Consider the following 25,554-nt stretch of genomic DNA (forward strand, 5'->3'; position numbering starts at 1 on the left):
TCCTTATCGGCGCTTAGGGTAGAAAGGGCGGGACGAGAAGTCTCCCACGGTCCGTACTGGCTAGAGTCGGAATCGGGCTTTTAGTCGCCGCCCACCCCTTCAAGTCTAAACATACAAGCGGGCTTGCTCGCGAATGCGGTGTGTCAGCCAGCAAGTTCGGTGACTGGCACGCCGCATTCGCGGGCAAGCCCGCTCCCACAGGGGTTCTGCGTGTACTTAGGCCTTGAGGGTTTTCACGCCTTCACTGGTCCCCAGCAGCAGCACATCCGCAGGGCGCGCGGCGAACAACCCGTTGGTGACCACGCCGACGATCGCATTGATCTGGGTCTCCAGCTCCACCGGGTTGGTGATCTGCATGTTGAACACATCGAGGATGATGTTGCCGTTGTCGGTCAGCACGCCTTCGCGGTACACCGGGTCGCCGCCCAGTTTTACCAGCTCGCGGGCCACGTGGCTGCGGGCCATGGGGATCACTTCTACCGGCAGCGGGAAGTTGCCCAGTACCGGCACCAGTTTGCTGGCGTCGGCGATGCAGATAAAGGTCTTGGCCACGGCCGCGACGATTTTCTCGCGGGTCAGGGCTGCGCCGCCGCCCTTGATCAGGTTCAGGTGCTCGTCGCTTTCATCGGCGCCGTCGATGTAGAACTCCAGGTCGCTCACGGTATTGAGCTCGTACACCGGAATGCCATGGCCCTTGAGGCGCGCGGCGGTGGCTTCGGAACTGGCCACGGCGCCGTCGAACGCGCCCTTGTGCAGGGCCAGCGCGTCGATAAAGCAATTGGCGGTGGAGCCGGTGCCAACACCGACGATGCTTTTATCGTCGAGTTTAGGAAGGATTAAATCGACGGCGGCCTGGGCTACTGCCTGTTTGAGTTGATCCTGGGTCATGCGGGCTCCGGAACGGGCGGGGAGTAAAGAGGGGCGCGAGTATAACCCAACAAAACCTCTGGATTCGTGTGGTCGTCCGGCCAAAAGGCGGGTTAGACTCCTCGGCCCTGCCCAACCCGCCCAGTGATGCTTTCCGATGCTCGAACAGTACGTCAAAAAGATCCTCACCTCGCGCGTTTACGACGTTGCCGTGGAAACCCCGTTGCAGACCGCCCGCCAGCTCTCCGAGCGCCTGGGCAACAAGGTCTGGCTCAAGCGCGAAGACTTGCAGCCGGTGTTTTCCTTCAAGATTCGCGGTGCCTACAACAAGCTGACCCAACTGACCGCTGAAGAACGCGCGCGTGGCGTGGTCACCGCCTCGGCCGGTAACCATGCCCAGGGCCTGGCCCTGGCGGCCAAGGTGCTGGGGGTCAAGGCCACGATCGTGATGCCCAAGACCACCCCGGAAATCAAGGTTGAAGGCGTGCGTTCCCGTGGCGGCAAAGTGGTGCTGCATGGCGACTCCTTCCCGGAAGCGCTGGCGTATTCGCTGAAGTTGGTCGACGAAAAAGGCTACGTCTACATTCACCCCTACGATGATCCGCACACCATTGCCGGGCAGGGCACCGTGGCGATGGAGATTCTGCGCCAGCATCCGGGGCCGCTGGACGCGATTTTCGTCCCGGTCGGTGGCGGCGGCCTGATCGCCGGTATCGCCGCGTACGTGAAGTACCTGCGCCCGGAGATCAAGATCATCGGCGTCGAGCCGGACGACTCCAACTGCCTGCAAGCCGCCATGGCCGCGGGCGAGCGCGTGGTACTGCCAGCTGTGGGGATCTTTGCCGATGGCGTAGCGGTGGCGCAGATCGGCCAGCACACCTTCGATATCTGCAAAGACTATGTCGATGAAGTCATCACCGTCAGCACCGATGAAATCTGCGCGGCAATCAAGGATATCTACGACGACACCCGCTCCATCACCGAGCCGGCAGGGGCCTTGGGCGTGGCCGGGATCAAGAAGTACGTGGAGACCCGTGGCGTCAGCGGCCAGACCTTTGTTGCCATTGATTCCGGGGCCAACGTCAACTTCGACCGCCTGCGCCATGTGGCCGAGCGCGCCGAGTTGGGCGAAGGCCGTGAAGCGATCATCGCCGTGACCATCCCCGAGCGCCCAGGCAGCTTCAAGGCCTTCTGCGAGGCCGTGGGCAAGCGCCAGATCACAGAATTCAACTACCGCTACCACTCCGGCAGCGAGGCGCATATTTTTGTCGGGGTGCAGACCCACCCGGAAAACGACCCGCGCAGCGCACTGATTGCGAGCCTGACCGAGCAGGGTTTCCCGGTGCTGGACCTGACCGAGAACGAGCTGGCCAAGCTGCATATCCGCCATATGGTCGGTGGGCATGCGGCGCATGTCAGCAATGAAGTGGTGTTCCGTTTCGAATTCCCGGAACGTCCGGGAGCCTTGTTCAACTTTCTTAACAAATTGGGCGGTCGCTGGAACATCTCGATGTTCCACTATCGCAACCACGGCGCGGCTGACGGTCGGGTGGTCGCGGGGCTGCAAGTGCCAGCCAACGAGCGGCACCTGGTGCCGGCGGCGCTGGAAGCCATTGGCTACCCGTATTGGGATGAAAGTGACAACCCGGCCTATCAACTGTTCCTCGGTTGAGCGACTACGCTGATTGGGCGGCCTTTAAGGAATCGAGAGCATGGAATATCTGACAACCCTCAAGACCATCCATATGGTGGCAACGGTGCTGCTATTGGCCAGCGGCCTGGCCCTGGCGGTGCTGAGCTGGCGCAAGCGCGCAGCCGGGCCGGCGATTACATTGCAACGGCCATGGCTGTTTGTGTGGTTGTTGATGGGCGTAAGCCTGGTGAGCATGCCATTCACCGGCTGGTGGCTGGTGCACCTGATCGGCTGGCCATTGGGGCAGACATGGATCCTGGGCTCCAGCGTGATCTATAGCGTGGCGGCGCTGGCCTGGTTCTGGCTGGTGGTGCGCCTCAATCGCCTGCGCCTGGGGGGTACGGGCAGCGCGAAATTCACCCTGGCCCTGGCGGTTGTCAGCCTGGTGGGGTTTGTGGCGATTGCCGGGTTGATGGGGGCTAAGCCTGTTTAACACTTGAGACCGAGTTGGCCTCATTCGCGAGCAAGTCGAATCGTCGCACCGCCGCTCCCACACTCGACCGCATTCCAAAGGTGGAACTCGGTTGAGTGTGGGAGCGGGCTTGCTCGCGAAGGCGTTGTCAGCTGCGCAGGCTGATTACCGGCCATCCACGCTTCTGGGCCTCTGCCCGCAAATTCGCATCCGGATCCACCGCCACCGGGTGAGTCACCTGCTCCAGTAACGGCAGGTCGTTCATCGAATCGCTGTAGAAATAGCTGTCCTCCAGGCTATACCCGGTCTCTTCCAGCCATCGATTCAAGCGCGTCACCTTGCCCTCGCGAAAGCACGGAACATCCGTGCTGCGCCCAGTGTAGCGGCCATCGGCCATCTCACACTCGGTGGCGATCAGGGTTTCAACCCCCAAACGTGCGGCAATCGGCGCGGTGACAAAGCGGTTGGTGGCGGTGATGATGACCAGCGTGTCACCGGCGGCGCGGTGCTTGGCCAGCAGTTCAGCCGCCTTGGGCAGCATCAGCGGTTCGATGCAGTCGCGCATGAAGTCGCGGTGCCATTCGTCGAGTTGGGCCATCTCGGTGTTGCCGAGGATTTCCAGGCTGAAGTTCAGGTACGCGGCGTTGTCCAGCTTGCCGGCCAGGTAATCCTGGTAGAACTCGTCGTTGCGGGTTTTGTAGGCAACGGCATCGAGGATGCCGCGCTCACACAGGTAATCACCCCAGGCGTGGTCACTGTCGCCGCCCAAAAGCGTGTTGTCCAAGTCGAATAAAGCCAGGCGCATTGCGGTTACTCGCTGAAAAGTCTGTAAAAAGGCGTCCAGAATACGGTCTTTTCACAAGAGTGCACATAAGGTAAGCAGCCTCGTTGCCGCTGCAACAAGCTTTGTGGAACAATGCGGCGACATGCGTTTGCGAGGTTGTTGCCGTGATCGACCCCGATGGTTTCCGTCCAAATGTCGGGATTATTCTTACGAATGATGCCGGACAGGTGCTATGGGCTCGCCGTATCAACCAAGATGCCTGGCAGTTTCCCCAGGGCGGGATCAACCCCGACGAAACCCCTGAAGACGCCTTGTACCGCGAGTTGAACGAAGAAGTAGGCCTGGAACGCGAAGATGTGCAAATTCTCGCCTGTACCCGAGGCTGGTTGCGCTATCGTTTGCCGCAACGCCTGGTGCGTACCCACAGCCAACCACTGTGCATCGGCCAGAAGCAAAAGTGGTTTCTCCTGCGCCTGATCTCCAATGAGCAGCGGGTGCGGATGGATTTGACCGGTAAACCGGAGTTCGATGGCTGGCGCTGGGTCAGTTATTGGTATCCGTTGGGCCAGGTGGTGACATTCAAGCGCGAGGTTTATCGTCGCGCTCTCAAAGAGCTTGCCCCGCGCCTTTTAGCGCGCGACTGACGACGGAGTTCGACCCCGAGCCATGCTCAATACGCTGCGCAAGATCGTCCAGGAAGTTAACTCCGCCAAGGATCTCAAGGCGGCGTTGGGGATTATTGTGTTGCGCGTCAAGGAAGCCATGGGCAGCCAGGTCTGCTCGGTTTACCTGCTGGACCCCGAGACCAACCGTTTTGTGCTGATGGCCACGGAGGGCTTGAACAAGCGCTCCATCGGCAAGGTCAGCATGGCGCCCAATGAAGGTCTGGTGGGCCTGGTGGGGACGCGTGAAGAACCCCTGAACCTTGAGAACGCGGCCGATCACCCGCGTTATCGCTACTTTGCCGAAACCGGCGAAGAACGCTACGCCTCCTTCCTCGGCGCCCCGATCATCCACCACCGCCGCGTTGTCGGCGTATTGGTCATCCAACAGAAAGAACGCCGCCAGTTCGATGAAGGTGAAGAAGCCTTCCTCGTGACCATGAGCGCGCAGCTGGCCGGGGTTATCGCCCATGCCGAGGCCACCGGCTCGATTCGCGGCCTGGGTCGCCAGGGCAAGGGCATCCAGGAGGCCAAGTTCGTTGGCGTGCCGGGTTCACCGGGCGCTGCGGTCGGTACTGCGGTGGTCATGCTGCCGCCGGCAGACCTGGATGTGGTGCCGGACAAGTCCATCGACGACATCGATGCGGAAATCAAACTGTTCAAGACCGCCCTGGAAGGGGTGCGCGCCGACATGCGCAACCTGTCGACCAAACTGGCCACCCAGTTGCGCCCCGAAGAACGGGCGCTGTTCGACGTGTACCAGATGATGCTCGACGACGCGTCCCTGGGCAACGAAGTCAAGACCGTGATCAAGACCGGCCAATGGGCCCAGGGCGCGCTGCGCCAGGTGGTCACCGATCACGTCAACCGCTTCGAGCTGATGGACGACGCCTACCTGCGCGAGCGCGCCTCGGATGTGCGCGACCTGGGCCGGCGCCTGCTGGCCTACCTGCAGGAAGACCGCACCACCAACCTGGTGTACCCCGACAACACCATCCTGATCAGTGAAGAACTGACCGCCACCATGCTCGGCGAAGTGCCGGAAGGCAAACTGGTGGGCCTGGTCTCGGTATTGGGTTCGGGCAACTCCCACGTGGCGATCCTGGCCCGGGCCATGGGTATCCCGACGGTAATGGGCCTGGTGGACCTGCCGTATTCCAAGGTCGACGGCATCTCGATGATCGTCGACGGGCATCGGGGCGAGGTTTTCACCAACCCCAGCGAGTTGCTGCGCAAGCAGTACGCCGAAGTCGTAGAGGAGGAGCGCCAGCTGTCCCAGGGTCTCGATGCCCTGCGCGAACTGCCCTGCGTGACCCTCGACGGCCACCGTGTACCGCTGCTGGTCAACACTGGCCTGCTGGCGGACGTGGCGCGTGCTCAACAACGTGGCGCTGAAGGGGTGGGCCTGTACCGCACCGAAGTGCCGTTCATGATCAACCAACGTTTCCCGAGCGAGAAGGAGCAGCTGGCGATCTATCGCGAGCAACTGTCCGCCTTCCATCCGTTACCGGTGACGATGCGCAGCCTGGACATCGGCGGCGACAAGTCACTGTCTTATTTCCCCATCAAGGAAGACAACCCCTTCCTTGGCTGGCGCGGCATCCGCGTTACCCTCGACCACCCCGAAATATTCCTCGTCCAGACCCGCGCCATGCTCAAGGCCAGCGAAGGCCTGAACAACCTGCGTATCCTCCTGCCGATGATCTCCGGCACCCACGAACTGGAAGAGGCCCTGCACCTGATCCACCGGGCCTGGGGCGAAGTGCGCGACGAGGGCGCCGATGTGCCGATGCCTCCGATTGGCGTAATGATCGAAATTCCGGCAGCCGTGTACCAGGCCAAGGAACTGGCGCGGCAGGTGGACTTCCTGTCGGTGGGCTCCAACGACCTGACCCAGTACCTGCTGGCCGTGGACCGTAACAACCCACGGGTGGCCGACCTCTACGACTACCTGCACCCGGCAGTGCTGCAAGCCCTGCAACACGTGGTGCGCGACGCCCATGCTGAAGGCAAGCCGGTGAGTATCTGTGGGGAAATGGCCGGTGATCCGGCAGCGGCGGTGCTGTTGATGGCCATGGGCTTTGACAGCCTGTCGATGAACGCCACCAACCTGCCGAAGGTCAAGTGGATGCTGCGCCAGATCAACCTGAGCAAGGCCAAGGAGCTGTTGGCGGAGTTGATGACCATCGACAACCCGCAAGTTATCCACAGCTCGCTGCAGTTGGCCCTGAAAAGCCTGGGGTTGGCGCGGATGATCAATCCGACGGCGACGAAAACCCTGTAGGAGCGAGCTTGCTCGCGAAAAACGTCAACGATGACGCGTACCCGCTGATTAAACGTGTCGCGCTCAGGTTTTTCGCGAGCAAGCTCGCTCCTACAGGTTGATGTCTACCTCGCCGAGTCGCCCACCATGGGGCCCGAAGCTACGTTCCACCATCCGCCGCGTCCCATCGGCATGCACAATCAGTGCGGTACTCGCCCGTGTTCCATAACTGGGGCTGGCGATAAACACACTCGACAACAAACTCTCGGTGGCGAGCCCGACCCCGGTATCCGGCAGCTCGGCAAACGGTGCGGTCTGCGGGTCGCTCAAAATCCCCAGCAGGGCTTCAGGATGGGGATCGTCCAGCACTTCGGCCAGCGCGGCCTTGGCCTTGAGCAGTTTGGGCCACGGCGTGTCCAGCCCGGCATTGGATAACCCATAGATCCCGTTCATCAGTTGCGTGGGCGTCGACTCATTGGCGTTGTAATGCCATAACTCATCCCGCGTGCCGATTAACAGGTTGAACCCGGCATATTCAATCGATCTGCCGTTAACATCGGCTAAATAGTCATCAACCGGTAGGGAACCATTGAGAAAGCGCGCCACCAGCTCGCCCCGGGACTTGCGCGCCGGTGGCTGGTGCGGGTCGCGGATATTGGTCAGCGCGGCAAACCGCCCATCGGCACCGATCCCCAGCCAGGTGCCACCCGCTTCCTGGTCGCGGCCGGCATAAACCTGCGGTGCATCCGGCCACTGGGCCAGGGGCAGGCTGGGCCGGGCGTAGAATTCGTCACGGTTGGCCGCGACGATCAGCGGCTGGGCGTGGCCCGGCCGCCAGGCGAAAACAATCAGGCACATAAGGCGATCCTTTTGTGTTTTGTTCACTCTACCCATAGAACCGCCGGCTATCCATCGTATCGAAGTTGGGCCAGATGCCTCCCATCCGTTAACATGCCAGGCTGCTTGGCGTGGGGGCGAACTTCTTCATTTGATCGAACTGCTGTAACGCAGGCTTAATCGCCCACCGGCATGGTCCGTGCGCAATAACGAATGATTTAACGAGGAGTCGCAATGCTGCCTTACCCGCAGATCGACCCGGTGGCCCTGGCCATCGGTCCGCTGAAAATCCACTGGTACGGGTTGATGTACCTGATCGGCATCGGCGGTGCCTGGCTGCTGGCTTCTCGGCGCCTGAACCGCTTCGACCCGACCTGGACCAAGGAGAAGCTCTCCGACATGGTGTTCTGGATGTCGATGGGGGTGATCGTCGGTGGTCGCCTGGGCTATGTGCTGTTCTACGACTTGAGCGCGTACCTGGCCAACCCGACCCTGATCTTCGAGGTGTGGAAGGGCGGTATGGCGTTCCACGGCGGCTTTATCGGCGTGATGCTCGCGGCCTGGTGGTTTGGCCGGCGCAACGGCAAGTCATTCTTCCAGTTGATGGACTTCGTCGCGCCGATGGTGCCGATTGGCCTGGGTGCCGGGCGGATCGGTAACTTTATCAACGCCGAATTGTGGGGCAAGCCGACCGACGTGCCGTGGGCCATGGTGTTCCCGCCGTTCAGCGACCCGGCGCAACTGCCGCGCCACCCATCGCAGCTGTACCAGTTCGCCCTGGAAGGCGTGGCGCTGTTCCTGATCCTCTATATCTTCTCGCGCAAGCCGCGCCCGACCATGGCGGTTTCCGGGATGTTCGCCCTGTTCTACGGGATCTTCCGCTTTATCGTCGAGTTCGTGCGGGTGCCGGATGCGCAACTGGGCTACCTGGCGTTCGGCTGGCTGACCATGGGCCAGGTGCTGAGCATCCCAATGATCCTCGCAGGCCTGGGCATGCTCTGGTGGGCTTACAATCGCCCGCAGGCGATCAAGAGCACCGCGCTATAAATTCGAACGTCGAGGCCTATGGGCCTCGGCTTCACCGATACAGGTAATGTCATGAAGCAATATCTCGAGCTGGTTTCCCACGTCATCAACAACGGCACCAAGCAGGCCAACCGCACGGGCGTGAACACCATCAGCTTCCCTGGTGCGATGTTGCGCTTTGACCTGCAGGAAGGTTTCCCGGCCATCACCACCCGCAAAATGGCCTTCAAGTCGGCGATTGGCGAGATGTGCGGCTTTTTGCGCGGGGTGAACAACGCCGCCGAATTCCGCGCCCTGGGCTGCAAGGTCTGGGACCAGAACGCTAACGAAAACGCGCAGTGGCTGGCCAACCCGTTCCGCCAGGGCGAGGACGACCTGGGCGAGATCTACGGCGTGCAATGGCGCAAGTGGCCGGCGTACAAGCAGATCCCGTTGAGCAACCATGCCGCTATCGAGCAGACCCTGGCCCAGGGCTATCGCCAGATCGCCGAAGGCGAGGAAGATGGCCAGGCCTACGTGGTGCTGTACAAGGCCATCGACCAGATCCGCCAGTGTGTCGACACCATCATCAAGGACCCGGGCAGCCGGCGCATCCTGTTCCACGGCTGGAACTGCGCCCAGCTCGATGAAATGGCCTTGCCGCCGTGCCACCTGCTGTACCAGTTCCACCCGAATGTCGAGACCAAGGAGATTTCCCTGACCCTCTACATCCGCTCCAACGACCTGGGCCTGGGCACGCCGTTCAACCTCACCGAAGGCGCCGCGCTGCTGAGCCTGATCGGCCGCCTGACTGGCTACACGCCGCGCTGGTTCACCTATTTCATCGGTGATGCGCACGTCTACGAAAACCACCTGGACATGCTCAACGAACAGCTCAAGCGCGAGCCATTCGCCGCGCCGAAGCTGGTGATCAGCGAGCGTGTGCCGGAGTTTGCCAAGACTGGGGTGTACCAGCCGCAGTGGCTGGAATTGATCGAGCCGGGCGACTTTTCGCTCGAAGGCTATGAGCACCATGCGCCGATGACCGCGCCGATGGCGGTCTGATCTCAACGCGGTCAAAAAATGTGGGAGCGGGCTTGCCCGCGATAGCGGTGTATCAGTCGACATCTTAATTGACTGGTCCACCGCTATCGCGGGCAAGCCCGCTCCCACATTTGGTTGGCGTTCACATTAGTTAGTGGCCGTGGCTTCTACCCACATGTGAATGCTCCGCCTCACTGGCCGCCACACTCCCACTGACCTCCAACCGCTGCAAAATCCCGCACTGGTCAATCTCCGGCCCTTCGCCACAGCGCTGGCGCAGGTCGATCAATTGTTCCTGCAGGGCCAACAACCCATCAATCCGCGCCTTGACGTGATGGATGTGCTCGTCGATCAGCGCATTGACGCTTTCACACTGGTCCTGGGGGCTGTCGCGCAGGCCCAGCAGGCTGCGGATCTCTTCCAGGGTCATGTCCAGGCTGCGGCAGTTGCGGATAAAGGTCAGGCGCTCGGTGTGCGCCTGGGTGTACAGCCGGTAGTTGCCCTCACTGCGCGCCGGGGGCGGCAGCAGGCCTTCCTTCTCGTAATAGCGGATGGTTTCCACCGGGCAGTCGGTCAGTTTTGCCAGTTCGCCGATCTTCATCGCAGCAATCTCCAAAAGGGTGCTTGACCCTATAGTGGCTACAGGGTCTTTACTTGGCAACAGGCACCTTCACGGACGCGAGACAATGAGCGATTCCATTCACACCCCGCATAAGCATGACCACGATCACGATCATGATCACGGCGAAAAACTGCAGCCTGTGCAAAAGCACGATCATGGCGGCTCCTGCTGTTCCGGCGCGGCTGCGCCTTCTCTGGTGACGTTGACCGAAGCGCCCAGCGCCAACGCGCGGCTGAGCACTTTCCGCATCGAAGCCATGGACTGCCCCACCGAGCAGACGCTGATCCAGAACAAGCTGGGCAAGCTGGCCGGTGTGCAGCAACTGGAGTTCAACCTGATCAACCGCATCCTCGGCGTGACCCACGATTTGCCGAGCACCGCACCGATCATCGAGGCCATCAAATCCCTGGGCATGCAGGCCGATCCGATCGAAGAGGGTGCGCCTGCCGCCGAGCCTGCTGCCAAGAAACCCTGGTGGCCGCTGGCCCTTTCCGGCGTGGGTGCGCTGGCAGCGGAGGTGATCCATTTCACCAACGCTGCACCGACCTGGGTGGTGGCGCTGGTGGCGCTGGTGTCGATCCTCAGCGGCGGCCTCACTACCTATAAAAAGGGCTGGATTGCCCTGAAGAACCTCAACCTGAACATCAACGCGCTGATGAGCATCGCCGTGACTGGTGCGATCCTGATCGGCCAGTGGCCGGAAGCCGCGATGGTGATGTTCCTGTTTACCGTGGCCGAATTGATCGAGGCCAAGTCCCTGGACCGCGCGCGCAACGCGATCAGCGGCCTGATGCAGATGACACCGGAACAGGCCACGGTGCGCCAGGCTGACGGTAGTTGGGTCGAACAGGAAGTCAAAGTCATTGAACTGGGCGCCATCGTGCGGGTACGTCCCGGTGAGCGCATTGGCCTGGACGGGGAAGTCACCGCCGGCCAGTCCACCATCGACCAGGCGCCGATCACCGGCGAAAGCCTGCCGATCGAGAAGACCGTGGGCGATAAAGTCTTCGCCGGCACCATCAACCAGGCCGGTTCCCTGGAATACCGGGTGACCGCCGCCGCCAACAACTCCACCCTGGCGCGCATCATCCATGCGGTGGAGCAGGCCCAGGGCTCGCGGGCGCCGACCCAGCGCTTTGTCGACAGCTTCTCGAAAATCTACACCCCGGCGGTATTCCTGTTTGCCTTGGGCGTGGCATTGATTCCGCCGCTGTTCATGGGCGGGGTGTGGTTCGACTGGATCTACCGTGCGCTGGTGCTGCTGGTGGTCGCCTGCCCATGCGCCCTGGTGATTTCCACTCCGGTGACCATCGTCAGTGGCCTGGCCGCGGCCGCGCGCAAAGGCATCCTGATCAAGGGCGGCGTGTACCTGGAGGCCGGCTACAAACTGGACTACCTGGCCCTGGACAAGACCGGCACCATCACCCATGGCAAGCCGGTACAGACCGACTACCTGGCGCTGTCCACCCAAGACAACGCCCCGGCCCTGGCCGCGAGCCTGGCCGGGCGCTCCGACCACCCGGTGTCGCTGGCCATCGCCAACGCGGCTGTGGATAAAAACCTGGCGCTGCTCGCTGTGGATAACTTCGAGGCCCTGGCTGGGCGCGGGGTACGTGGCGAGATCAACGGCGAGGTCTATCACCTGGGCAACCACCGCCTGGTGGAAGAACTTGGCCTGTGCTCGCCAGCCCTTGAAGAAAAACTCTTCGCCCTGGAAAAACAAGGCAAGTCCGTGGTGTTGCTGCTCGACAAGTCCGGCCCACTGGCGCTGTTCGCCGTGGCCGACACGGTCAAGGACAGCAGCCGCGAAGCCATCGAGCAGTTGCACGAGCTTGGCATCAAGACCCTGATGCTCACCGGCGACAACACCCACACCGCCCAGGCGATTGCCGCCCAGGTGGGTATCGACCAGGCTCAAGGCGACCTGCTGCCCACTGACAAGCTCAAAGCCATCGAGGATCTGTACGGCAAAAACCACCGGGTTGGCATGGTCGGCGACGGTATCAACGACGCCCCGGCCCTGGCCCGCGCGGAGATTGGCTTTGCCATGGCCGCCGCAGGCACCGACACCGCCATCGAAACCGCCGACGTGGCGCTGATGGACGACGATTTGCGCAAGATTCCGGCATTCATACGTTTGTCGCGACAAACGTCGAGTATCCTCAAGCAGAACATCGCCCTGGCGCTGGTGATCAAGGCGATCTTCCTGGCAGTGACCTTCCTGGGCATGGCCACCATGTGGATGGCGGTGTTCGCCGACATGGGCGTCAGCCTGCTGGTGGTGTTCAATGGTCTGCGCCTGTTGCGCAAATAGTCGATGAGAGGGTGGTGTGCTGAGTGCCGAGCTGAAGGCGTTTTACATGGTTGCCCGCCTGGGGAGTATTACCCAGGCGGCGAAGAAACTCGGCCTGAGCCAACCCACGGTGACCACCCAGATCCGCCACCTGGAAAGCCAGTACTCGGTTGAGCTGTTCTATCGCGGTGGCCGGCGCCTCACCGTCAGCGACGAGGGCGCGCGGCTGTTGCCGATGGTCAAGGCGCTGTTGCAGCAGGAAGCGGATATCGAGTTTTTCCTGCGCAACAGCGGTCAGGTCCAGGGCACCTTGCGGATCGCCGCGACCGCGCCTTACTACATCCTCGACTTGGTGAAGACCTTTCGCGAACGCTTGCCCCACGTGGAAGTGGCGGTGGAAATCGGCAATTCCCAGCAGGTGCTCGAAGCGCTGGATGATTACCGGGTGGATGTCGCCGCGTCCTCGCAACTGCTGGAAGACCCTCGCCTGATCCGCCGGGTGCTGGGCACTGACCCGCTGGTGCTGGCGGTGCATCGCAATCACCCGTTGGCCGCGCTGGAACATGTGCCACTCAGTGCGTTGGTGGGGCACACCCTGTTGATGCGCGAAGCGGGTTCCACCACCCGGCGCCTGACCGAGGAGATGCTCGATGGCGCTGGCGTAAGCTATGGGCCACTGCTGGAGATCGGCAGCCGCGAGTCGATTCGCGAGGCGGTGCTGCGCAATATCGGCATCAGCATCATTGCCCGCCAGGAAGTGCCCCATGATCCGCAATTGCGGGTGCTGACCATCGAGAATGCGCCGCAGATCCCGGAGTATCTGTATTGCCTCAAGGAGCGCAAAGGTGCGCGGTTGCCGGCGGCGTTTCTGGGGTTGGCGCAGGAAATGTCGCCACTCTGAAAAGGTGGATGGCTTTGAAATCGCCATCGCAGGCAAGCCAGCTCCCACATTTGCATGTATTCACAGCCCCAAATGTGGGAGCGGGCTTGCCCGCGATAACGTCAGGCCAGTCACCACAACGCCACAACCCTACCCAAATCCACCAATACCACTATCACCCGCTTTTGCCTTCCTGCCACACCAGGGACGCATTTGCTCCCTAGCATGGCCTTCATCAGTTTGATGAGGTGCCACCATGAACACAGCCCAGCTCAACCCCGGCGCGCCGATGAAGGTGCGTGGTATCCAGAAGCGCTTCGGCGCCTTTACCGCCCTGGACCATGTGTCCCTGGACGTCGCCGCCGGTGAGCTGGTGTGCCTGCTCGGCCCCTCGGGTTGTGGCAAGACCACCTTGCTGCGCTGCATCGCCGGCCTGGAACGCCAGGACAGCGGCGAGCTGTACCTGGGTGATCGCGATGTTTCCCTACTGGCACCACAGGCGCGGGACTACGGCATTCTGTTCCAGTCCTACGCGTTGTTTCCCAACCTCAGCGTCGAGGCCAATATCGGCTACGGCCTGACCGGTAGCGGCCGCGATGAAGTGCGCAAGCGCGTGGCGCAGATGCTGGAGCTGGTCGGCCTGACCGGCAGCGAAAAGAAATACCCCGGCCAACTGTCCGGTGGTCAGCAACAACGGGTCGCCCTGGCCCGCGCCCTGGCGCCGGCCCCGTCGCTGTTGCTGCTGGACGAACCCATGTCAGCCCTCGACGCCCGGGTGCGTGAGCACCTGTGTACCGAACTGCGCCAACTGCAACGCCGCCTGGGCATCACCACCTTGATGGTCACCCACAACCAGGACGAGGCCATGCTGATGGCCGACCGCATCGCCGTGATGAACAACGGCAAGGTCGAGCAATACGCCACTCCTCAAGAGATTTATGATCGCCCGGCCACGCCGTTCGTGGCCGAGTTTGTCGGCCAGGGCAACTGGCTGCCGTTCAGCCGCAACAGCGCCAGCCACGCCCAGGTCGGCGGGATGAACGTGCGCCTGGCCGAAGACAGCGGCAAGGCCGCCTCAGGCCGCCTGTTCTGCCGGCCGGAAGCAATCAGCGTCAACCCGCCGGTACACGAAGAAAACCTGTTCCCGGCCAAGGTCCGCGAGATCACCTTCCTCGGCAACCGTTGCCGCATGAGCTTTGAACTGGACCAGTTGCCCGGCCATCCGCTGCTCGCCGAACTGGCGCCGGAAGCCATGCCGCGCCTGGGCGCCCAGGATATTTGGGTCGCGCTGCCGCCGCGCAGCCTGCAGGTGTTTGCCTGAGATGGCCGCCGATATGACCCTGCCGGTACCCGGCCGCGTGGCTCGCCAGGTTTCCCGTGCCGAAATCGGTGACCGCATCTTTGTAGTGGGCGGCAAGGTGCTGTTGCTGTGCCTGTTGGGCATCGCCGTGCTGCTGCCGTTGCTGGCGATCTTCTGGCGCGGCTTCAGCGCCGAAGACGGCCAGGGCGGCGGGCTGGTGGCGGCGCGCGAGTTGCTGACCAGCGCCAACTTCCACTGGCTGCTGGGCAATAGCCTGAAGGTTTCCCTGAGCGTTGCGGCCATCGTCGTACCCCTGGCCTACCTGTTTGCCTACGCCCTGCAACGTACGCTGATCCCCGGCAAGACGCTCTGGCGTGGCCTGTCATTGCTGCCGCTGATGGCGCCCTCGATGTTGCCGGGCATCGCCCTGGTGTATCTGTTCGGCAACCAGGGCATGTTGCGCGGCCTGCTGTCAGACAACATCTACGGCTTCTGGGGCATTGTCCTCGGTGAGGTGATCTACACCTTTCCCCATGCCCTGATGATCCTGCTGTCGGCGCTGTCTTTGGCGGATGCGCGGCTGTTCGATGCTGCCTCAAGCATGGGCGCCAGCCCCGCGCGGGCGTTTCGCAGCATCACCTGGCCGGCGACGCGCCAGGCTGTGTTCGCCGCGTTCTGCCTGGTGTTCACCCTGACCATCACCGACTTCGGCGTGCCCGTGGTGGTGGGCGGCGACTATCAAGTACTGGCGCTGGAAGCCTACAAGGCGGTGGTCGGCCAGCAGCAGTTCGGTCGCGGCGCCTTGATCGGCATGGTGTTGCTGCTGCCGGCGCTGCTCAGTTTTGCGGTGGATACCTGGCTGCGCCGGCGCCACGGCGACTCCATGAGTGGCCGCGCCCAAGTGTTCCAGCCGGCGCCGTCGCGCCTGCGCGATGGCTGCTACCTGGCGATTGTGTTGCTGATCTGCGCGGTGCTGCTGTTGGTGTTCGGTATGGCGGTGTATTCGTCGCTGGTGAAATTCTGGCCGTACAACCTGTCGCTGTCGCTCAACCATTACCAGTTCAACGACACCGCCGGCGGCGGCTGGCTGGCCTATCGCAACAGTTTGACCATGGCGATTTGCACCGCATTGATCGGCAGTGTGCTGATCTTCACCGGCGCCTACCTGATGGAAAAGACCAAAGGGCAAAAAGGCCTCAACCTGGCGCTGCGCATGCTCAGTTTTGTGCCGATGGCAGTGCCGGGCTTGGTGCTGGGCCTGGGTTATGTGTTCTTTTTCAACCTCAACGGCAACCCGCTGCATGTGCTCTACGGGACCATGACGCTGCTGGTGGTGTGCACCATTGCGCACTATTTGACCACCGCGCAGATGACCGCCACCACCGCCCTGCGCCAACTCGACGCCGAGTTCGAAGCCGCCGCGCTGTCGCTCAAGGCGCCGTTGTACCGCCACTATCTGCGGGTCACCGTGCCGATCTGCCTGCCGGCGCTGTTGGACATCCTGCGCTACCTGTTTGTCTCGGCGATGACCACTGTGTCGGCGGCGATCTTTCTCTACAGCCCCGACACCATCCTCGCCGCAGTCGCCGTGTTGAACATGGACGACGCCGGCAACGTTGGCGGCGCGGCGGCCATGTCGACCCTGATTCTGTTCACTTCAGCCGGCGTCTCGCTGCTGCTGGCGTGGGCCTCACGCGGCTTGTTGCGCCGCTCCCAGGCCTGGCGCCAAACCGCGCCCGGTCAATAACCCTGCCCCACACAAGGAAACGCACCATGTTCAAGCCCCTGGCCCTCGCCGCTGCTGTGCTCACCGCGTTCAGCCTGAATGCCTTTGCTGCCAAGACCGAGTTGACCGTGTACACGGCCCTTGAAGCCGAGCAATTGAAGACCTACAAAAAAGCCTTCGAAGCGGCCAACCCGGATGTCGAGATCAAGTGGGTGCGGGACTCCACCGGCATCATCACCGCCAAGCTGCTGGCGGAAAAAGCCCGCCCGCAAGCCGATGCGGTGTGGGGCCTGGCGGCTTCCAGCCTGGCGATCCTCGATCAGCAAGGCATGCTGCAAAGCTACGCGCCAAAGGACCTGGACAAGATTGGCAAGAACTACCGCGACGCCGCCAACCCACCGGCCTGGGTCGGCATGGACGTATGGGCTGCGACCATCTGCTTCAACACCGTCGAAGCCGAAAAACAGGGCCTGAGCAAGCCGATCAGTTGGCAGGACCTGACCAAGCCGGAATACAAAGGCAAGATCGTCATGCCGAACCCGGCGTCGTCCGGCACCGGGTTCCTCGACGTCAGCGCCTGGCTGCAGACCTTCGGCGAGAAGCAGGGCTGGCAGTACATGGATGACCTGCACCAGAACATCGGCCAGTACGTGCACTCCGGCTCCAAGCCGTGCAAGTTGGCGGCGTCCGGCGAATTCCCGATCGGTATCTCCTTCGAATACCCGGCCGTGCAGTTGAAGCGCCAGGGCGCGCCGCTGGATATCGTCTTGCCCAAGGAAGGCCTGGGCTGGGAAATTGAAGCCACTGCGGTGATCAAGGGCACCGCCCACCAGGAAGCGGCGCAGAAACTCGCCGACTTCTCTGCAAGCCCGGCGGCGATGGAGTTGTACAAGGAAAACTTTGCCGTCCTGGCCCAGCCGGGAATCGCCAAGCCACAGACCGAATTGCCGGCGGACTACGAGCAGCGCCTGATCAAGAACGACTTTGCCTGGGCCTCGAAAAACCGCGACAACATCCTGACTGAATGGCGCAAGCGCTATGACGGCAAGTCGGAAAAACAATAACTTCAACCGTTTCTAAAACTGTAGGAGCGAGCTTGCTCGCGAAGAACGTGAACGATAACGCGGGCCGTCAGAATCCACGCTGCGCCCTCAAGTTCTTCGCGAGCAAGCTCGCTCCTACAGGGGGCGAACACCATGACACACCACAGTGATTTGCTGATCGTCGGCGCCGGTATCCTCGGCCTGTCCCACGCCTACGCCGCCGCCAAACGCGGTCTCAAGGTCAAGGTCTTCGAACGTACGGCCACGCCCCTGGGTGCCTCGGTGCGTAACTTCGGCCAGGCCCTGGTTACCGGCCAACCGCCTGGGCAGATGCTTGACCTGGCCCGGCAAAGCCGCGAGATCTGGGGCCAGTGGGCACAACTGGCGAACCTGCAACTCAAGCGCAATGGCTCTTACCTGTTTGCCCGCAGCGACGCCGAAGAACATCTGCTGGAGGCCTTTTGCGCCGGGCGCGCCAAGGAGCACGGCTACCGCGTCAACCTGCTGCAAGGCGCAGCCATGAACGACTTGTATGGCGGCCAGTTCCGCCATCACCGCGCCGCCCTGCATGGCCTGGACGATCAGCAACTGTATTCCCGTGAGGCGCTGCCGGCGCTGATCGACTACCTGCGCCGCGAACTGCGGGTAGAGTTTCACTTCTCCACTCTGGTACGCGACATCGAACCCGGTCAGCTACACAGCACTGCCGGCAGCTTTCGCGGCGAGCAGATCATTGTCTGCTCCGGCCACGACTACCAGACCCTGCTGGCCGAGCAGATCGCCCAACTCACACCGCAAATCTGCCGCCTGCAAATGCTGCGTGCGCGGCCCAAGGTCGAGTTGAATCTGCAACACGCCCTGCTGACCGGCCTGAGCTGCGTGCACTACGGCGCCTTCGCCGACTTGCCGCAAGCTGCCCCCGTGCAGGCGCAGATCCTGCGCGACACACCGCACTTGAATGAAAATGGCATCCACCTGCTGATCAGTCCGACGCCCCATGGCGAGTTGATCATTGGTGATTCCCACCACTACGGCAGCGATCCATCACCGTTCAACGCCGAACAGGTGGACAACTGGATGATCGAGCTGGCAGAACAGACCCTGGGCTGCCAGATTCAGGTCGTGGAGCGCTGGCAGGGCGTCTATGGTTCCCGCGGGCCGGGGCCGTTTTCGTTCCTGCGCGCCGCCGACGGGGTCAGCGCCGCCTTGATGCACAGCGGCGTGGGCATGAGCGTGGGGCCGGCGCTGGCCGAGGGCAATATCACAGAGCTATGGGGAGAGGCGTGATGAATGCTGAGCAGGTGGTCGCCGAAGTCTTCGCTTTGTATGAACAGCACGGCGCTGCCGATTACATTGGCGAGCCGGTGTCGCAGATCGAGCATATGTCCCAGGCCGCGCAGTTGGCGATGGCCGAGGGCTTCGACGATGAAGTGGTGTTGGCGGCGTTCTTCCACGATATCGGGCATATCTGCGGGCAGGGTGGCGAGAATATGGGCGGCTACGGCGTAGTCAGCCATGAACGCTTGGGTGCCGACTATCTACGGCGTGCCGGCTTCAGCGAGCGCCTGGCGAAACTCGTGGAATATCACGTACAAGCCAAGCGCTACCTGACCTTCAGCCAGCCGGACTATTACCATCGCTTGAGCGAGGCCAGCCGCCGCACCTTGGGCTACCAGGGGGGAGTGATGACGGCCGATGAGGCCCGGGCGTTCGAGCAGGACCCGCTGTGCGCGGTGAGCCTGCGCATGCGCCACTGGGATGAGCAGGCCAAGGACATGCACGTGCCAGTGCTGGACCTTGAGGTGCTGAAGGCCAAGGCCCGGCAATTGCTGGCGGCTTAAGCCTCGTCCAGGCGCTGGGCCAGGGCTTCGATCTGTTCCTGGCGTTCGGCCTGGCTTAACCTTGGGTGAGGGTTGAGCGACGACCATTGCGGATGGGCGCGCGCCTTGTGCAGGGCGTCCGGCAGCTTGCCTTCACGCCAGGTCTTGTCCTGCGGGGTGTCGACCTTGATGCTGTGCATCGCCGCATGGCCACGCAGGTTTAGGGCCTTGAGCAACTGGCGCTGGCGCAGGGCCAGCAGGCGCAGCACGCTGTCATCCACCGTCAGCTCGCGCTGGCCCTTGATCTTGCCCAGCAGGCGGCTGCCGTAGCTGCGCGCGGTTTGCAGTGCGCCGCCGGCAATCGCTCCGGCGAGGGCGGCGGCGCCCAGGGTCAGGCCGCCGACCAGCAAGTCCACACCGGCCCCGGCCGCTGCCCCCGCCGCAATCCCGCCGCCGACCCGTACCCCCAGTTGCTTGAGGGTTTCGGGGTTGAACAAATCATCGCCCCAACGCCCGTCCAGCAACGGCAGGTCGCTGGCCGCAGCGTCCTGCGGGCGGAAGCCGAACAACTTGAGCAGGGCTTCGACGCAACGTTGTTCGCGCTGGCGTACGGCTTTGCGCAGATCGCTGATGGCTTGCTGTTCATCCTCGGTGACCACACTGCGCCGGCATGCGGCGCAGTCGATCAGCAGCTCGGCGATCAGGCGTGCGGCGCTTTGCTGGCGCGCCTGGCGTTGAGCCTCCTGATCAAGGATCAGCCGTTCCAGCTGTGGTCGTGAGCTTTCCAGCAACAGGGCCAGGCTTTCATACAGCCGTCGCTCGCCATCTTCGGGGGGCGCCACGCTGTCAAAGCGCACCAGTGCATGCAGGCCCAGGCGGGCCAGGGCTTCGCGCCAGTCCGGCTCGCGGTGGTCGCTGCTGCTGACAAAGTTGAGCACCGGCAGTAGCGGCTTGCCGCAGCTGGCCAGTACTTGCAGCTCGTCGCGGTATTTGGCCAGCACCGGTTCCCGGGCGTCGATCACGTACAGACCGGCGTCGGACGCCAGCAACTGACGCAACACCTTGGCTTCCTGTTCGAAGCGTTGACGGGCTTCGCTGCCTTCCAGGAAACGGGCGAGGCGAGCCGGGCCGTCGAGGCGTTCGCCCGGTCGGTCGAGGCGCTCAAGGTAGTCGAGCAAGGCGATGGCATCTTCCAGGCCTGGCGTGTCGTACAGCTCCAGCAAGGCTTGGCCGTCGACCGACAAACGCGCGCCTTCGACATGCCGAGTGGTGCTGGGGCGGTGGGACACTTCGCCAAAGCCCACGTCACGGGTCAGGGTGCGCAGCAGCGAGGTCTTGCCGACGTTGGTGTGGCCGACCACCGCCAGTTTCAGGGGTTTAGTCATGACCGGTCTCCAGCCAGGTGAGTGGCGCGCAGTCGGCGAAGGGCAGGTCCAGTTGCTGCAAGGCCGTGTGCCAATCGCCGAGGCGCTCGGCATCCAGCGCCTGGCCCGGTGGTGCTTGCAGCAGCCAGACACGGGTGGCGCTGGCGCTGCGGGCCAGTTCGCCGATCAGCGCCAGGCTGCCACGATCCGGCGAGCGGCGTGGGTCGCAGGCGATCACCAGGCGCGCGGGCGGGAAGCGGGTCAGTTGCTCCAGCAGTTTGTGGCGTGATTCGCGGCTGTCGAGGATGCCGGCGTTTTTGACCGTGGCCGGCAGTTTGGGCGGCCAGGGGTGTTGGTCGTCCAGTTCGATGGCCACCAGCAGGGCGCCATCGCTGTGCAGTTCGCTGGCGCCGCCGCTGACGTGATGCAACTGTTCTGGAGCTGCATCGTTGACACCCAGGCGTTCGCTGCTGGGCATCAAGGCTTCGCGCAAGTGGCTGTAGCCGGGCAGGTTGAGGTCCAGGCCCAAGGCGGCACGCCCGCGTCGCCAGCGCCATAGGCAGAGCAAGGCGAGGAGCAGTCGGGGCAGCAGGCCGTCGACCAGCAATACGCCCACCAGCCAGGCGGCCCAGGCTTGGCGGGCGCTTTCGATATTGAGGGCAGAGTCGCCACTGGCGCGGATCATCTCGACGGTCGGCACGCTGAAGCCGAGCAGGGCGGGCAGGCTGCCCAGGGCCTGGGTCACGCTGACAAAGGTGTCGGCGCCGAGGATGGTGGTTTCCCAGACAAACCCGTAGCGCCGGGTGGCCATCAATGTCAGCAGGATCACCAGCGCGCTGCACAGCGCCAGCAGCCACAGGCCATTGACCAGCACACCGACCGCCCAGCGGTTGAGCTTGTGGCGTTGCAGCAGCAACAACAACGCTGGCGCCAGTTGCGCGGCCTTGGCATCACGGGCGAATTTTTCGCTGAGCCACAACCACAGGCGGCCGAGGCTGGCGCTGTGCTCGCCGGCAAACACCAGGCCCAGGGCCCAGCTCAGCAGCAGGATCAGGTTCAAGCCCAGCAGGCTGCCCAGGGCCCAGAACACATTGACCGGGGCCAGGCCGTTGCCCAGGGCGGCGAAGGCCAGGCCGGCACCGCTGACCACGGCCAGCACCATCAGCGCGATCAGCGCCAGCCGCGCACCTTGCAACCAGTGCAGCAGGGCGGCGCTCAGGCCGTCGCGCTCGGCCAGCCACAGTGCACGGTTTTGAATACGTGTCGGCAGGTCGCCGCCGTTGCTGCGGGCCAGGCGATTGGCTTCCTGGTCTTCCAGGGGGCCGGCGTGTTCTTCACGCAGGCGCACGGTTTCCGTCAGCCACAGTTTTTGCAGAGGGTTCAGTGCTGTCACGCGCGGTCCTGTTGTGTCAGTGAGCCTGGAGCATAACCCCTGGCCCGCGCCTCTGGTATTCTCGTTGCCATGAAAAAAACTCTCCCTTTAAGCCTGATCGCAGCCCTCGGTGAAAACCGCGTGATCGGCGTCGACAACAGCATGCCCTGGCATTTGCCGGGGGATTTCAAATATTTCAAGGCCACCACCCTGGGCAAGCCGATCATCATGGGGCGCAAGACCTGGGATTCCCTGGGCCGACCGTTGCCGGGGCGCTTGAACATTGTGGTCAGCCGTCAGACCGATCTTAAGCTTGAAGGTGCGCAAGTTTTTCCTTCACTGGATGCAGCCGTTGCGCGGGCCGAGGCCTGGGCGCTGGAGCAGGGTGTGGATGAGCTGATGCTGATCGGCGGCGCGCAGCTGTATGCGCAGGGCCTGGAGCAGGCGGATCGCCTGTATCTGACGCGGGTTGCGTTGAGCCCGCAGGGGGATGCGTGGTTTCCGGAGTTTGACTTGAACCGGTGGAAGCTGGTGTCGAATGTGCAGAATCCGGCAGAAGGCGACAAGCCGGCGTACAACTTCGAAGTCTGGGAAAAGGCCTAGCTCTCTGTGGCAAGGGGGCTTGTCCCCCGTTGGGCTGCGAAGCAGCCCCAAAACCAGCCGCTACAGAGTATCTGATACAGCGCACTCGGCTTACTGGGGCTGCTACGCAGCCCAACGGGGGACAAGCCCCCTCTCCACAGGGGGGGCTTTAGGCTTGCGCCAACTCAGGATGCTCATCGGCATTGAGCAGCTCTTTATCGGTCTGCTGCATGATCTGGCTGGTAATCGCCCCGGCGGTCATCGAACCATTCACGTTCAACGCCGTGCGGCCCATGTCGATCAGCGGCTCCACGGAAATCAGCAACGCCACCAACGCCACCGGCAAGCCCATGGCCGGTAGCACGATCAGCGCGGCAAACGTCGCACCGCCGCCCACACCGGCCACGCCGGCTGAACTCAAGGTCACAATCGCCACCAATGTTGCGATCCACAGTGGGTCCAGCGGGTTGATGCCCACGGTCGGCGCGACCATCACCGCCAACATCGCCGGATACAGGCCGGCGCAACCGTTCTGGCCAATCGTCGCGCCAAACGAGGCGGCGAAGCTGGCGATGGACTGCGGGATGCCCAGGCGACGGGTTTGCGCTTCGATGCTCAACGGGATGCTTGCTGCGCTGGAGCGACTGGTAAACGCGAAGGTCAGCACCGGCCACACCTTGCGGAAGAAGCGCAGTGGGTTGATCCCCGCCAGCGACAGCAGCAGGCCGTGGACTACAAACATCAGCCCCAGTGCCAGGTAGGACACCAGCACGAAGCTGCCGAGCTTGATGATGTCTTGCAGGTTGGAGCTGGCGACCACTTTGGTCATCAACGCCAGCACGCCGTAAGGGGTCAGCTTCATCACCAGACGCACCAGGCGCATCACCCAGGCTTGCAGGGTGTCGATGGCGTTGATCACTTTCTGGCCTTTTTCCACGTCGTCCTTGAGCAGTTGCAGCGCGGCAACGCCCAGGAACGCGGCGAAGATCACCACACTGATAATCGACGTCGGCTTGGCCCGGGCCAAGTCGGCAAACGGGTTCTGCGGGATGAACGACAGCAGCAACTGCGGGATATTCAGGTCGGCGACCTTGCCTGCGTAATCACTCTGGATCACTTGCAGGCGCGCCAGTTCCTGAGTGCCGGCCACCAGGCCTTCGGCGGTGAGGCCGAACAGGTTGGTCAGGCCGATACCGATCAGCGCCGCAATGGCGGTGGTGAACAGCAGCGTGCCAATGGTCAGGAAGCTGATCTTGCCCAGGGAAGCGGCGTTATGCAGGCGGGCTACGGCGCTGAGGATCGAGGCGAACACCAGCGGGATCACGATCATCTGCAACAGTTGCACATAACCGTTGCCGACCAGGTCGAACCAGCCGATCGAGGCTTTGAGCACCGGGTGGCCTGCGCCGTAGATCGTATGCAGGGCCACACCGAAGGCAACGCCCAGGACCAAGGCGAACAACACCTTCTTGGCCAGGCTCCAGTGAGTACGGCGGGTTTGTGCCAGGCCCAGCAATAATGCGAGGAACACCAACAGGTTGAGAATCAGCGGCAGATTCATTGAAGCTCCAGGTAAAGGACTGCCAATCGCATGAGCGTGCGACTGCGAACCGGAAATCCTAACAGCTTGAAATATATTGATTTAATACCGTTATGGAATGGCGACTGTCGTTTTTGGAATAAGGCGTTGACGCTCCTGTGTAAGTGGGTGACGGGATCAGGACGCCGTCGGTCGTGCGTGTGGCGGGGGCTGTCATACAGATTTGTTAGCGTTGGTGCTTTTCACTCAGGGAGAAAATGCACATGAAGCTCGCGCCGAGACTGTTTGCCGCCGCGCTGTGCCTGGGGCTTGCCAGCCAGGTCATGGCCGCCACCGAGTTGAAACATTGGCCGGCACCCGCCGCCAAGCAACTGAATGAAATGATCACCGCCAACGCCAACAAGGGTAACTACGCGGTATTCGACATGGACAACACCAGCTACCGCTTCGACCTCGAAGAGTCGCTGCTGCCGTACATGGAAAACAAGGGCCTGATCACCCGTGACAGTCTCGACCCGTCGCTCAAGCTTATGCCGTTCAAAGACACCGCCGACCATAAGGAAAGTCTGTTCAGTTACTACTATCGCCTGTGCGAAGTGGACGACATGGTCTGCTACCCGTGGGTCGCCCAGGTGTTCTCTGGCTTCACCCTCAAGGAACTCAAGGGCTACGTCGATGAGCTGATGGCCTCCGGCAAGCCGGTGCCGGTCACCTACTTCGAAGGCGATGTGGTGAAGAACATGGAGGTGCAGCCACCGAAAATCTTCACTGGCCAGACCGAGCTGTACAACAAGCTGATGGAAAATGGCATCGACGTGTACGTGATGACGGCGGCCTCTGAAGAGCTGGTGCGCATGGTCGCCTCGGATCCCAAGTACGGCTACAACGTCAAGCCGCAGAACGTCATTGGCGTCACCACCCTGCTCAAGGACCGCAAGACCGGCGAGTTGACCACCGCGCGTAAGCAGATCAGCGCCGGCAAATATGACGAAAAAGCCAACCTGGGCCTGGAACTGACCCCCTACCTGTGGACCCCGGCAACCTGGATGGCAGGCAAGCACGCGGCGATCCTCACCTACATCGACGAATGGAAAAAACCGGTACTGGTCGGCGGCGACACCCCCACCAGCGACGGCTACATGCTGTTCCACGATGTGGACGTGGCCAAGGGCGGCATTCACTTGTGGATCAACCGCAAGGACAAGTACATGACCCAACTCAACGGCATGATCGCCAAGCACGCCGCGGCCCAGGCCAAAGAAGGGCTGGCGGTGACGGCGGACAAGAATTGGGTGATCGTCAAGCCCGACGAAATCCAGTAACCCTGTAGGAGCTGGCTTGCCTGCGATGGCATCGACGCGGTGTATCAGGTACGCCGTGGTGCCCGCATCGCAGGCAAGCCAGCTCCCACATTTGATCTCCTGTGGCTTGGCGATTCAGGCAGG

The 25,554-nt window shown here is 62.5% G+C and carries 22 protein-coding genes; 15 read left to right on the top strand and 7 right to left on the bottom strand.

Annotated features, from left to right (window positions below; genetic code table 11):
- Nucleotides 1-216: 216 nt before the first annotated feature.
- Nucleotides 217-888 (bottom strand): ribose-5-phosphate isomerase RpiA, encoded by a 672-nt coding sequence (gene rpiA, locus FIV38_RS02820; RefSeq protein ID WP_029289406.1) that lies wholly within the window; start codon nucleotides 886-888, stop codon nucleotides 217-219.
- A gap of 136 nt (nucleotides 889-1,024) precedes the next feature.
- Here rpiA and ilvA point away from each other — a divergent pair, with 136 nt between their 5' ends.
- Both ilvA and FIV38_RS02830 read left to right on the top strand, forming a co-directional pair.
- Nucleotides 1,025-2,539: a threonine ammonia-lyase, biosynthetic gene (ilvA, locus tag FIV38_RS02825; protein WP_029289404.1), complete on the top strand. Its 1,515-nt coding sequence runs from the start codon at nucleotides 1,025-1,027 to the stop codon at nucleotides 2,537-2,539.
- Nucleotides 2,540-2,579: 40 nt separating this feature from the next.
- On the top strand, nucleotides 2,580-2,993 hold the full coding sequence (locus FIV38_RS02830) for a DUF2269 family protein (RefSeq protein ID WP_029289402.1): 414 nt from the start codon (nucleotides 2,580-2,582) through the stop codon (nucleotides 2,991-2,993).
- 127 nt (nucleotides 2,994-3,120) lie between these two features.
- Here the strand turns inward: FIV38_RS02830 and FIV38_RS02835 are convergent, their stop codons facing one another.
- Nucleotides 3,121-3,777: a histidinol-phosphatase gene (locus FIV38_RS02835; RefSeq protein ID WP_092231189.1), complete on the bottom strand. Its 657-nt coding sequence runs from the start codon at nucleotides 3,775-3,777 to the stop codon at nucleotides 3,121-3,123.
- Nucleotides 3,778-3,920: 143 nt separating this feature from the next.
- Here FIV38_RS02835 and FIV38_RS02840 point away from each other — a divergent pair, with 143 nt between their 5' ends.
- Nucleotides 3,921-4,400: an RNA pyrophosphohydrolase gene (locus FIV38_RS02840; RefSeq protein ID WP_003176750.1), complete on the top strand. Its 480-nt coding sequence runs from the start codon at nucleotides 3,921-3,923 to the stop codon at nucleotides 4,398-4,400.
- A gap of 22 nt (nucleotides 4,401-4,422) precedes the next feature.
- On the top strand, nucleotides 4,423-6,702 hold the full coding sequence (gene ptsP, locus FIV38_RS02845) for a phosphoenolpyruvate--protein phosphotransferase (protein ID WP_029289388.1): 2,280 nt from the start codon (nucleotides 4,423-4,425) through the stop codon (nucleotides 6,700-6,702).
- Between the two features lie 90 nt (nucleotides 6,703-6,792).
- Here the strand turns inward: ptsP and FIV38_RS02850 are convergent, their stop codons facing one another.
- On the bottom strand, nucleotides 6,793-7,539 hold the full coding sequence (locus tag FIV38_RS02850) for an NRDE family protein (protein ID WP_092231187.1): 747 nt from the start codon (nucleotides 7,537-7,539) through the stop codon (nucleotides 6,793-6,795).
- Nucleotides 7,540-7,752: 213 nt separating this feature from the next.
- Between FIV38_RS02850 and lgt the strand changes: the two genes are divergently transcribed.
- Nucleotides 7,753-8,565, top strand: a complete 813-nt coding sequence (lgt, locus tag FIV38_RS02855) for a prolipoprotein diacylglyceryl transferase (RefSeq protein ID WP_092231186.1) — start codon at nucleotides 7,753-7,755, stop codon at nucleotides 8,563-8,565.
- A gap of 51 nt (nucleotides 8,566-8,616) precedes the next feature.
- Nucleotides 8,617-9,588, top strand: coding sequence for a thymidylate synthase (locus FIV38_RS02860; RefSeq protein WP_092231303.1), 972 nt, complete (start codon nucleotides 8,617-8,619; stop codon nucleotides 9,586-9,588).
- A gap of 130 nt (nucleotides 9,589-9,718) precedes the next feature.
- Here the strand turns inward: FIV38_RS02860 and cadR are convergent, their stop codons facing one another.
- Nucleotides 9,719-10,168, bottom strand: a complete 450-nt coding sequence (gene cadR / locus FIV38_RS02865; RefSeq protein WP_029289380.1) for a Cd(II)/Pb(II)-responsive transcriptional regulator — start codon at nucleotides 10,166-10,168, stop codon at nucleotides 9,719-9,721.
- An 85-nt stretch (nucleotides 10,169-10,253) separates the two neighbouring features.
- On the opposite strand from cadR, the gene FIV38_RS02870 reads away from it, so the two are divergent.
- From FIV38_RS02870 to FIV38_RS02900, 7 genes are all read left to right on the top strand, one after another.
- Nucleotides 10,254-12,503: a heavy metal translocating P-type ATPase gene (locus tag FIV38_RS02870; protein ID WP_029289378.1), complete on the top strand. Its 2,250-nt coding sequence runs from the start codon at nucleotides 10,254-10,256 to the stop codon at nucleotides 12,501-12,503.
- Nucleotides 12,504-12,519: 16 nt separating this feature from the next.
- Nucleotides 12,520-13,383, top strand: a complete 864-nt coding sequence (locus tag FIV38_RS02875) for a LysR family transcriptional regulator (RefSeq protein WP_029289375.1) — start codon at nucleotides 12,520-12,522, stop codon at nucleotides 13,381-13,383.
- A 235-nt stretch (nucleotides 13,384-13,618) separates the two neighbouring features.
- Nucleotides 13,619-14,683: a putative 2-aminoethylphosphonate ABC transporter ATP-binding protein gene (locus FIV38_RS02880; protein ID WP_029289373.1), complete on the top strand. Its 1,065-nt coding sequence runs from the start codon at nucleotides 13,619-13,621 to the stop codon at nucleotides 14,681-14,683.
- Nucleotide 14,684: 1 nt separating this feature from the next.
- Nucleotides 14,685-16,409: a putative 2-aminoethylphosphonate ABC transporter permease subunit gene (locus tag FIV38_RS02885; RefSeq protein ID WP_029289371.1), complete on the top strand. Its 1,725-nt coding sequence runs from the start codon at nucleotides 14,685-14,687 to the stop codon at nucleotides 16,407-16,409.
- 26 nt (nucleotides 16,410-16,435) lie between these two features.
- Nucleotides 16,436-17,452, top strand: coding sequence for a putative 2-aminoethylphosphonate ABC transporter substrate-binding protein (locus FIV38_RS02890; protein ID WP_092231183.1), 1,017 nt, complete (start codon nucleotides 16,436-16,438; stop codon nucleotides 17,450-17,452).
- 132 nt (nucleotides 17,453-17,584) lie between these two features.
- Nucleotides 17,585-18,718 carry a TIGR03364 family FAD-dependent oxidoreductase gene (locus FIV38_RS02895; protein WP_092231180.1) on the top strand — a complete coding sequence of 378 codons (1,134 nt, stop codon included), beginning with the start codon at nucleotides 17,585-17,587 and terminating at the stop codon, nucleotides 18,716-18,718.
- Nucleotides 18,718-19,272 carry a phosphonate degradation HD-domain oxygenase gene (locus FIV38_RS02900; RefSeq protein ID WP_092231177.1) on the top strand — a complete coding sequence of 185 codons (555 nt, stop codon included), beginning with the start codon at nucleotides 18,718-18,720 and terminating at the stop codon, nucleotides 19,270-19,272. Before FIV38_RS02895 ends, FIV38_RS02900 begins: the two co-directional genes overlap by 1 nt.
- Here FIV38_RS02900 and FIV38_RS02905 read toward each other — a convergent pair.
- Complete coding sequence (locus tag FIV38_RS02905) at nucleotides 19,269-20,636, bottom strand: GTPase/DUF3482 domain-containing protein (RefSeq protein ID WP_092231174.1); 1,368 nt, start codon at nucleotides 20,634-20,636, stop codon at nucleotides 19,269-19,271. The two genes, FIV38_RS02900 and FIV38_RS02905, sit on opposite strands and share 4 nt — an antisense overlap.
- A complete protein-coding gene (locus FIV38_RS02910; RefSeq protein WP_092231172.1) occupies nucleotides 20,629-22,008 on the bottom strand; it encodes a DUF2868 domain-containing protein in 1,380 nt (459 codons plus the stop codon). The genes FIV38_RS02905 and FIV38_RS02910 overlap by 8 nt, the downstream gene beginning before the upstream one ends.
- Before the next feature lie 69 nt (nucleotides 22,009-22,077).
- Between FIV38_RS02910 and FIV38_RS02915 the strand changes: the two genes are divergently transcribed.
- The gene (locus tag FIV38_RS02915; protein WP_092231169.1) at nucleotides 22,078-22,590 is read left to right on the top strand and encodes a dihydrofolate reductase; all 513 of its coding nucleotides are present in this window, start codon (nucleotides 22,078-22,080) and stop codon (nucleotides 22,588-22,590) included.
- A gap of 148 nt (nucleotides 22,591-22,738) precedes the next feature.
- Here FIV38_RS02915 and FIV38_RS02920 read toward each other — a convergent pair whose 3' ends face one another.
- Entirely contained in the window at nucleotides 22,739-24,130 is a 1,392-nt protein-coding gene (locus FIV38_RS02920) for an L-cystine transporter (protein WP_092231166.1), read from the bottom strand.
- Nucleotides 24,131-24,372: 242 nt separating this feature from the next.
- On the opposite strand from FIV38_RS02920, the gene FIV38_RS02925 reads away from it, so the two are divergent.
- Nucleotides 24,373-25,431, top strand: coding sequence for an HAD family hydrolase (locus FIV38_RS02925; protein WP_092231163.1), 1,059 nt, complete (start codon nucleotides 24,373-24,375; stop codon nucleotides 25,429-25,431).
- The last annotated feature ends 123 nt before the right edge of the window (nucleotides 25,432-25,554 follow it).

Source organism: Pseudomonas proteolytica (assembly GCF_007858275.1).
GTDB classification, from domain to species: Bacteria; Pseudomonadota; Gammaproteobacteria; order Pseudomonadales; family Pseudomonadaceae; genus Aquipseudomonas; species Aquipseudomonas proteolytica.

Excerpts from the sequence above, each read along its gene's own strand:
- FIV38_RS02900 (WP_092231177.1), top strand. The coding sequence starts at position 18,718 with ATGAATGCTGAGCAGGTGGTCGCCGAAGTCTTCGCTTTGTATGAACAG.
- cadR (WP_029289380.1), bottom strand. The coding sequence starts at position 10,168 with ATGAAGATCGGCGAACTGGCAAAACTGACCGACTGCCCGGTGGAAACC.
- rpiA (WP_029289406.1), bottom strand. The coding sequence starts at position 888 with ATGACCCAGGATCAACTCAAACAGGCAGTAGCCCAGGCCGCCGTCGAT.
- FIV38_RS02915 (WP_092231169.1), top strand. The coding sequence starts at position 22,078 with ATGAAAAAAACTCTCCCTTTAAGCCTGATCGCAGCCCTCGGTGAAAAC.
- FIV38_RS02920 (WP_092231166.1), bottom strand. The coding sequence starts at position 24,130 with ATGAATCTGCCGCTGATTCTCAACCTGTTGGTGTTCCTCGCATTATTG.
- FIV38_RS02885 (WP_029289371.1), top strand. The coding sequence starts at position 14,685 with ATGGCCGCCGATATGACCCTGCCGGTACCCGGCCGCGTGGCTCGCCAG.
- FIV38_RS02830 (WP_029289402.1), top strand. The coding sequence starts at position 2,580 with ATGGAATATCTGACAACCCTCAAGACCATCCATATGGTGGCAACGGTG.
- ilvA (WP_029289404.1), top strand. The coding sequence starts at position 1,025 with ATGCTCGAACAGTACGTCAAAAAGATCCTCACCTCGCGCGTTTACGAC.
- FIV38_RS02880 (WP_029289373.1), top strand. The coding sequence starts at position 13,619 with ATGAACACAGCCCAGCTCAACCCCGGCGCGCCGATGAAGGTGCGTGGT.
- lgt (WP_092231186.1), top strand. The coding sequence starts at position 7,753 with ATGCTGCCTTACCCGCAGATCGACCCGGTGGCCCTGGCCATCGGTCCG.
- FIV38_RS02890 (WP_092231183.1), top strand. The coding sequence starts at position 16,436 with ATGTTCAAGCCCCTGGCCCTCGCCGCTGCTGTGCTCACCGCGTTCAGC.
- ptsP (WP_029289388.1), top strand. The coding sequence starts at position 4,423 with ATGCTCAATACGCTGCGCAAGATCGTCCAGGAAGTTAACTCCGCCAAG.
- FIV38_RS02870 (WP_029289378.1), top strand. The coding sequence starts at position 10,254 with ATGAGCGATTCCATTCACACCCCGCATAAGCATGACCACGATCACGAT.
- FIV38_RS02850 (WP_092231187.1), bottom strand. The coding sequence starts at position 7,539 with ATGTGCCTGATTGTTTTCGCCTGGCGGCCGGGCCACGCCCAGCCGCTG.
- FIV38_RS02835 (WP_092231189.1), bottom strand. The coding sequence starts at position 3,777 with ATGCGCCTGGCTTTATTCGACTTGGACAACACGCTTTTGGGCGGCGAC.
- FIV38_RS02860 (WP_092231303.1), top strand. The coding sequence starts at position 8,617 with ATGAAGCAATATCTCGAGCTGGTTTCCCACGTCATCAACAACGGCACC.
- FIV38_RS02905 (WP_092231174.1), bottom strand. The coding sequence starts at position 20,636 with ATGACTAAACCCCTGAAACTGGCGGTGGTCGGCCACACCAACGTCGGC.
- FIV38_RS02925 (WP_092231163.1), top strand. The coding sequence starts at position 24,373 with ATGAAGCTCGCGCCGAGACTGTTTGCCGCCGCGCTGTGCCTGGGGCTT.
- FIV38_RS02895 (WP_092231180.1), top strand. The coding sequence starts at position 17,585 with ATGACACACCACAGTGATTTGCTGATCGTCGGCGCCGGTATCCTCGGC.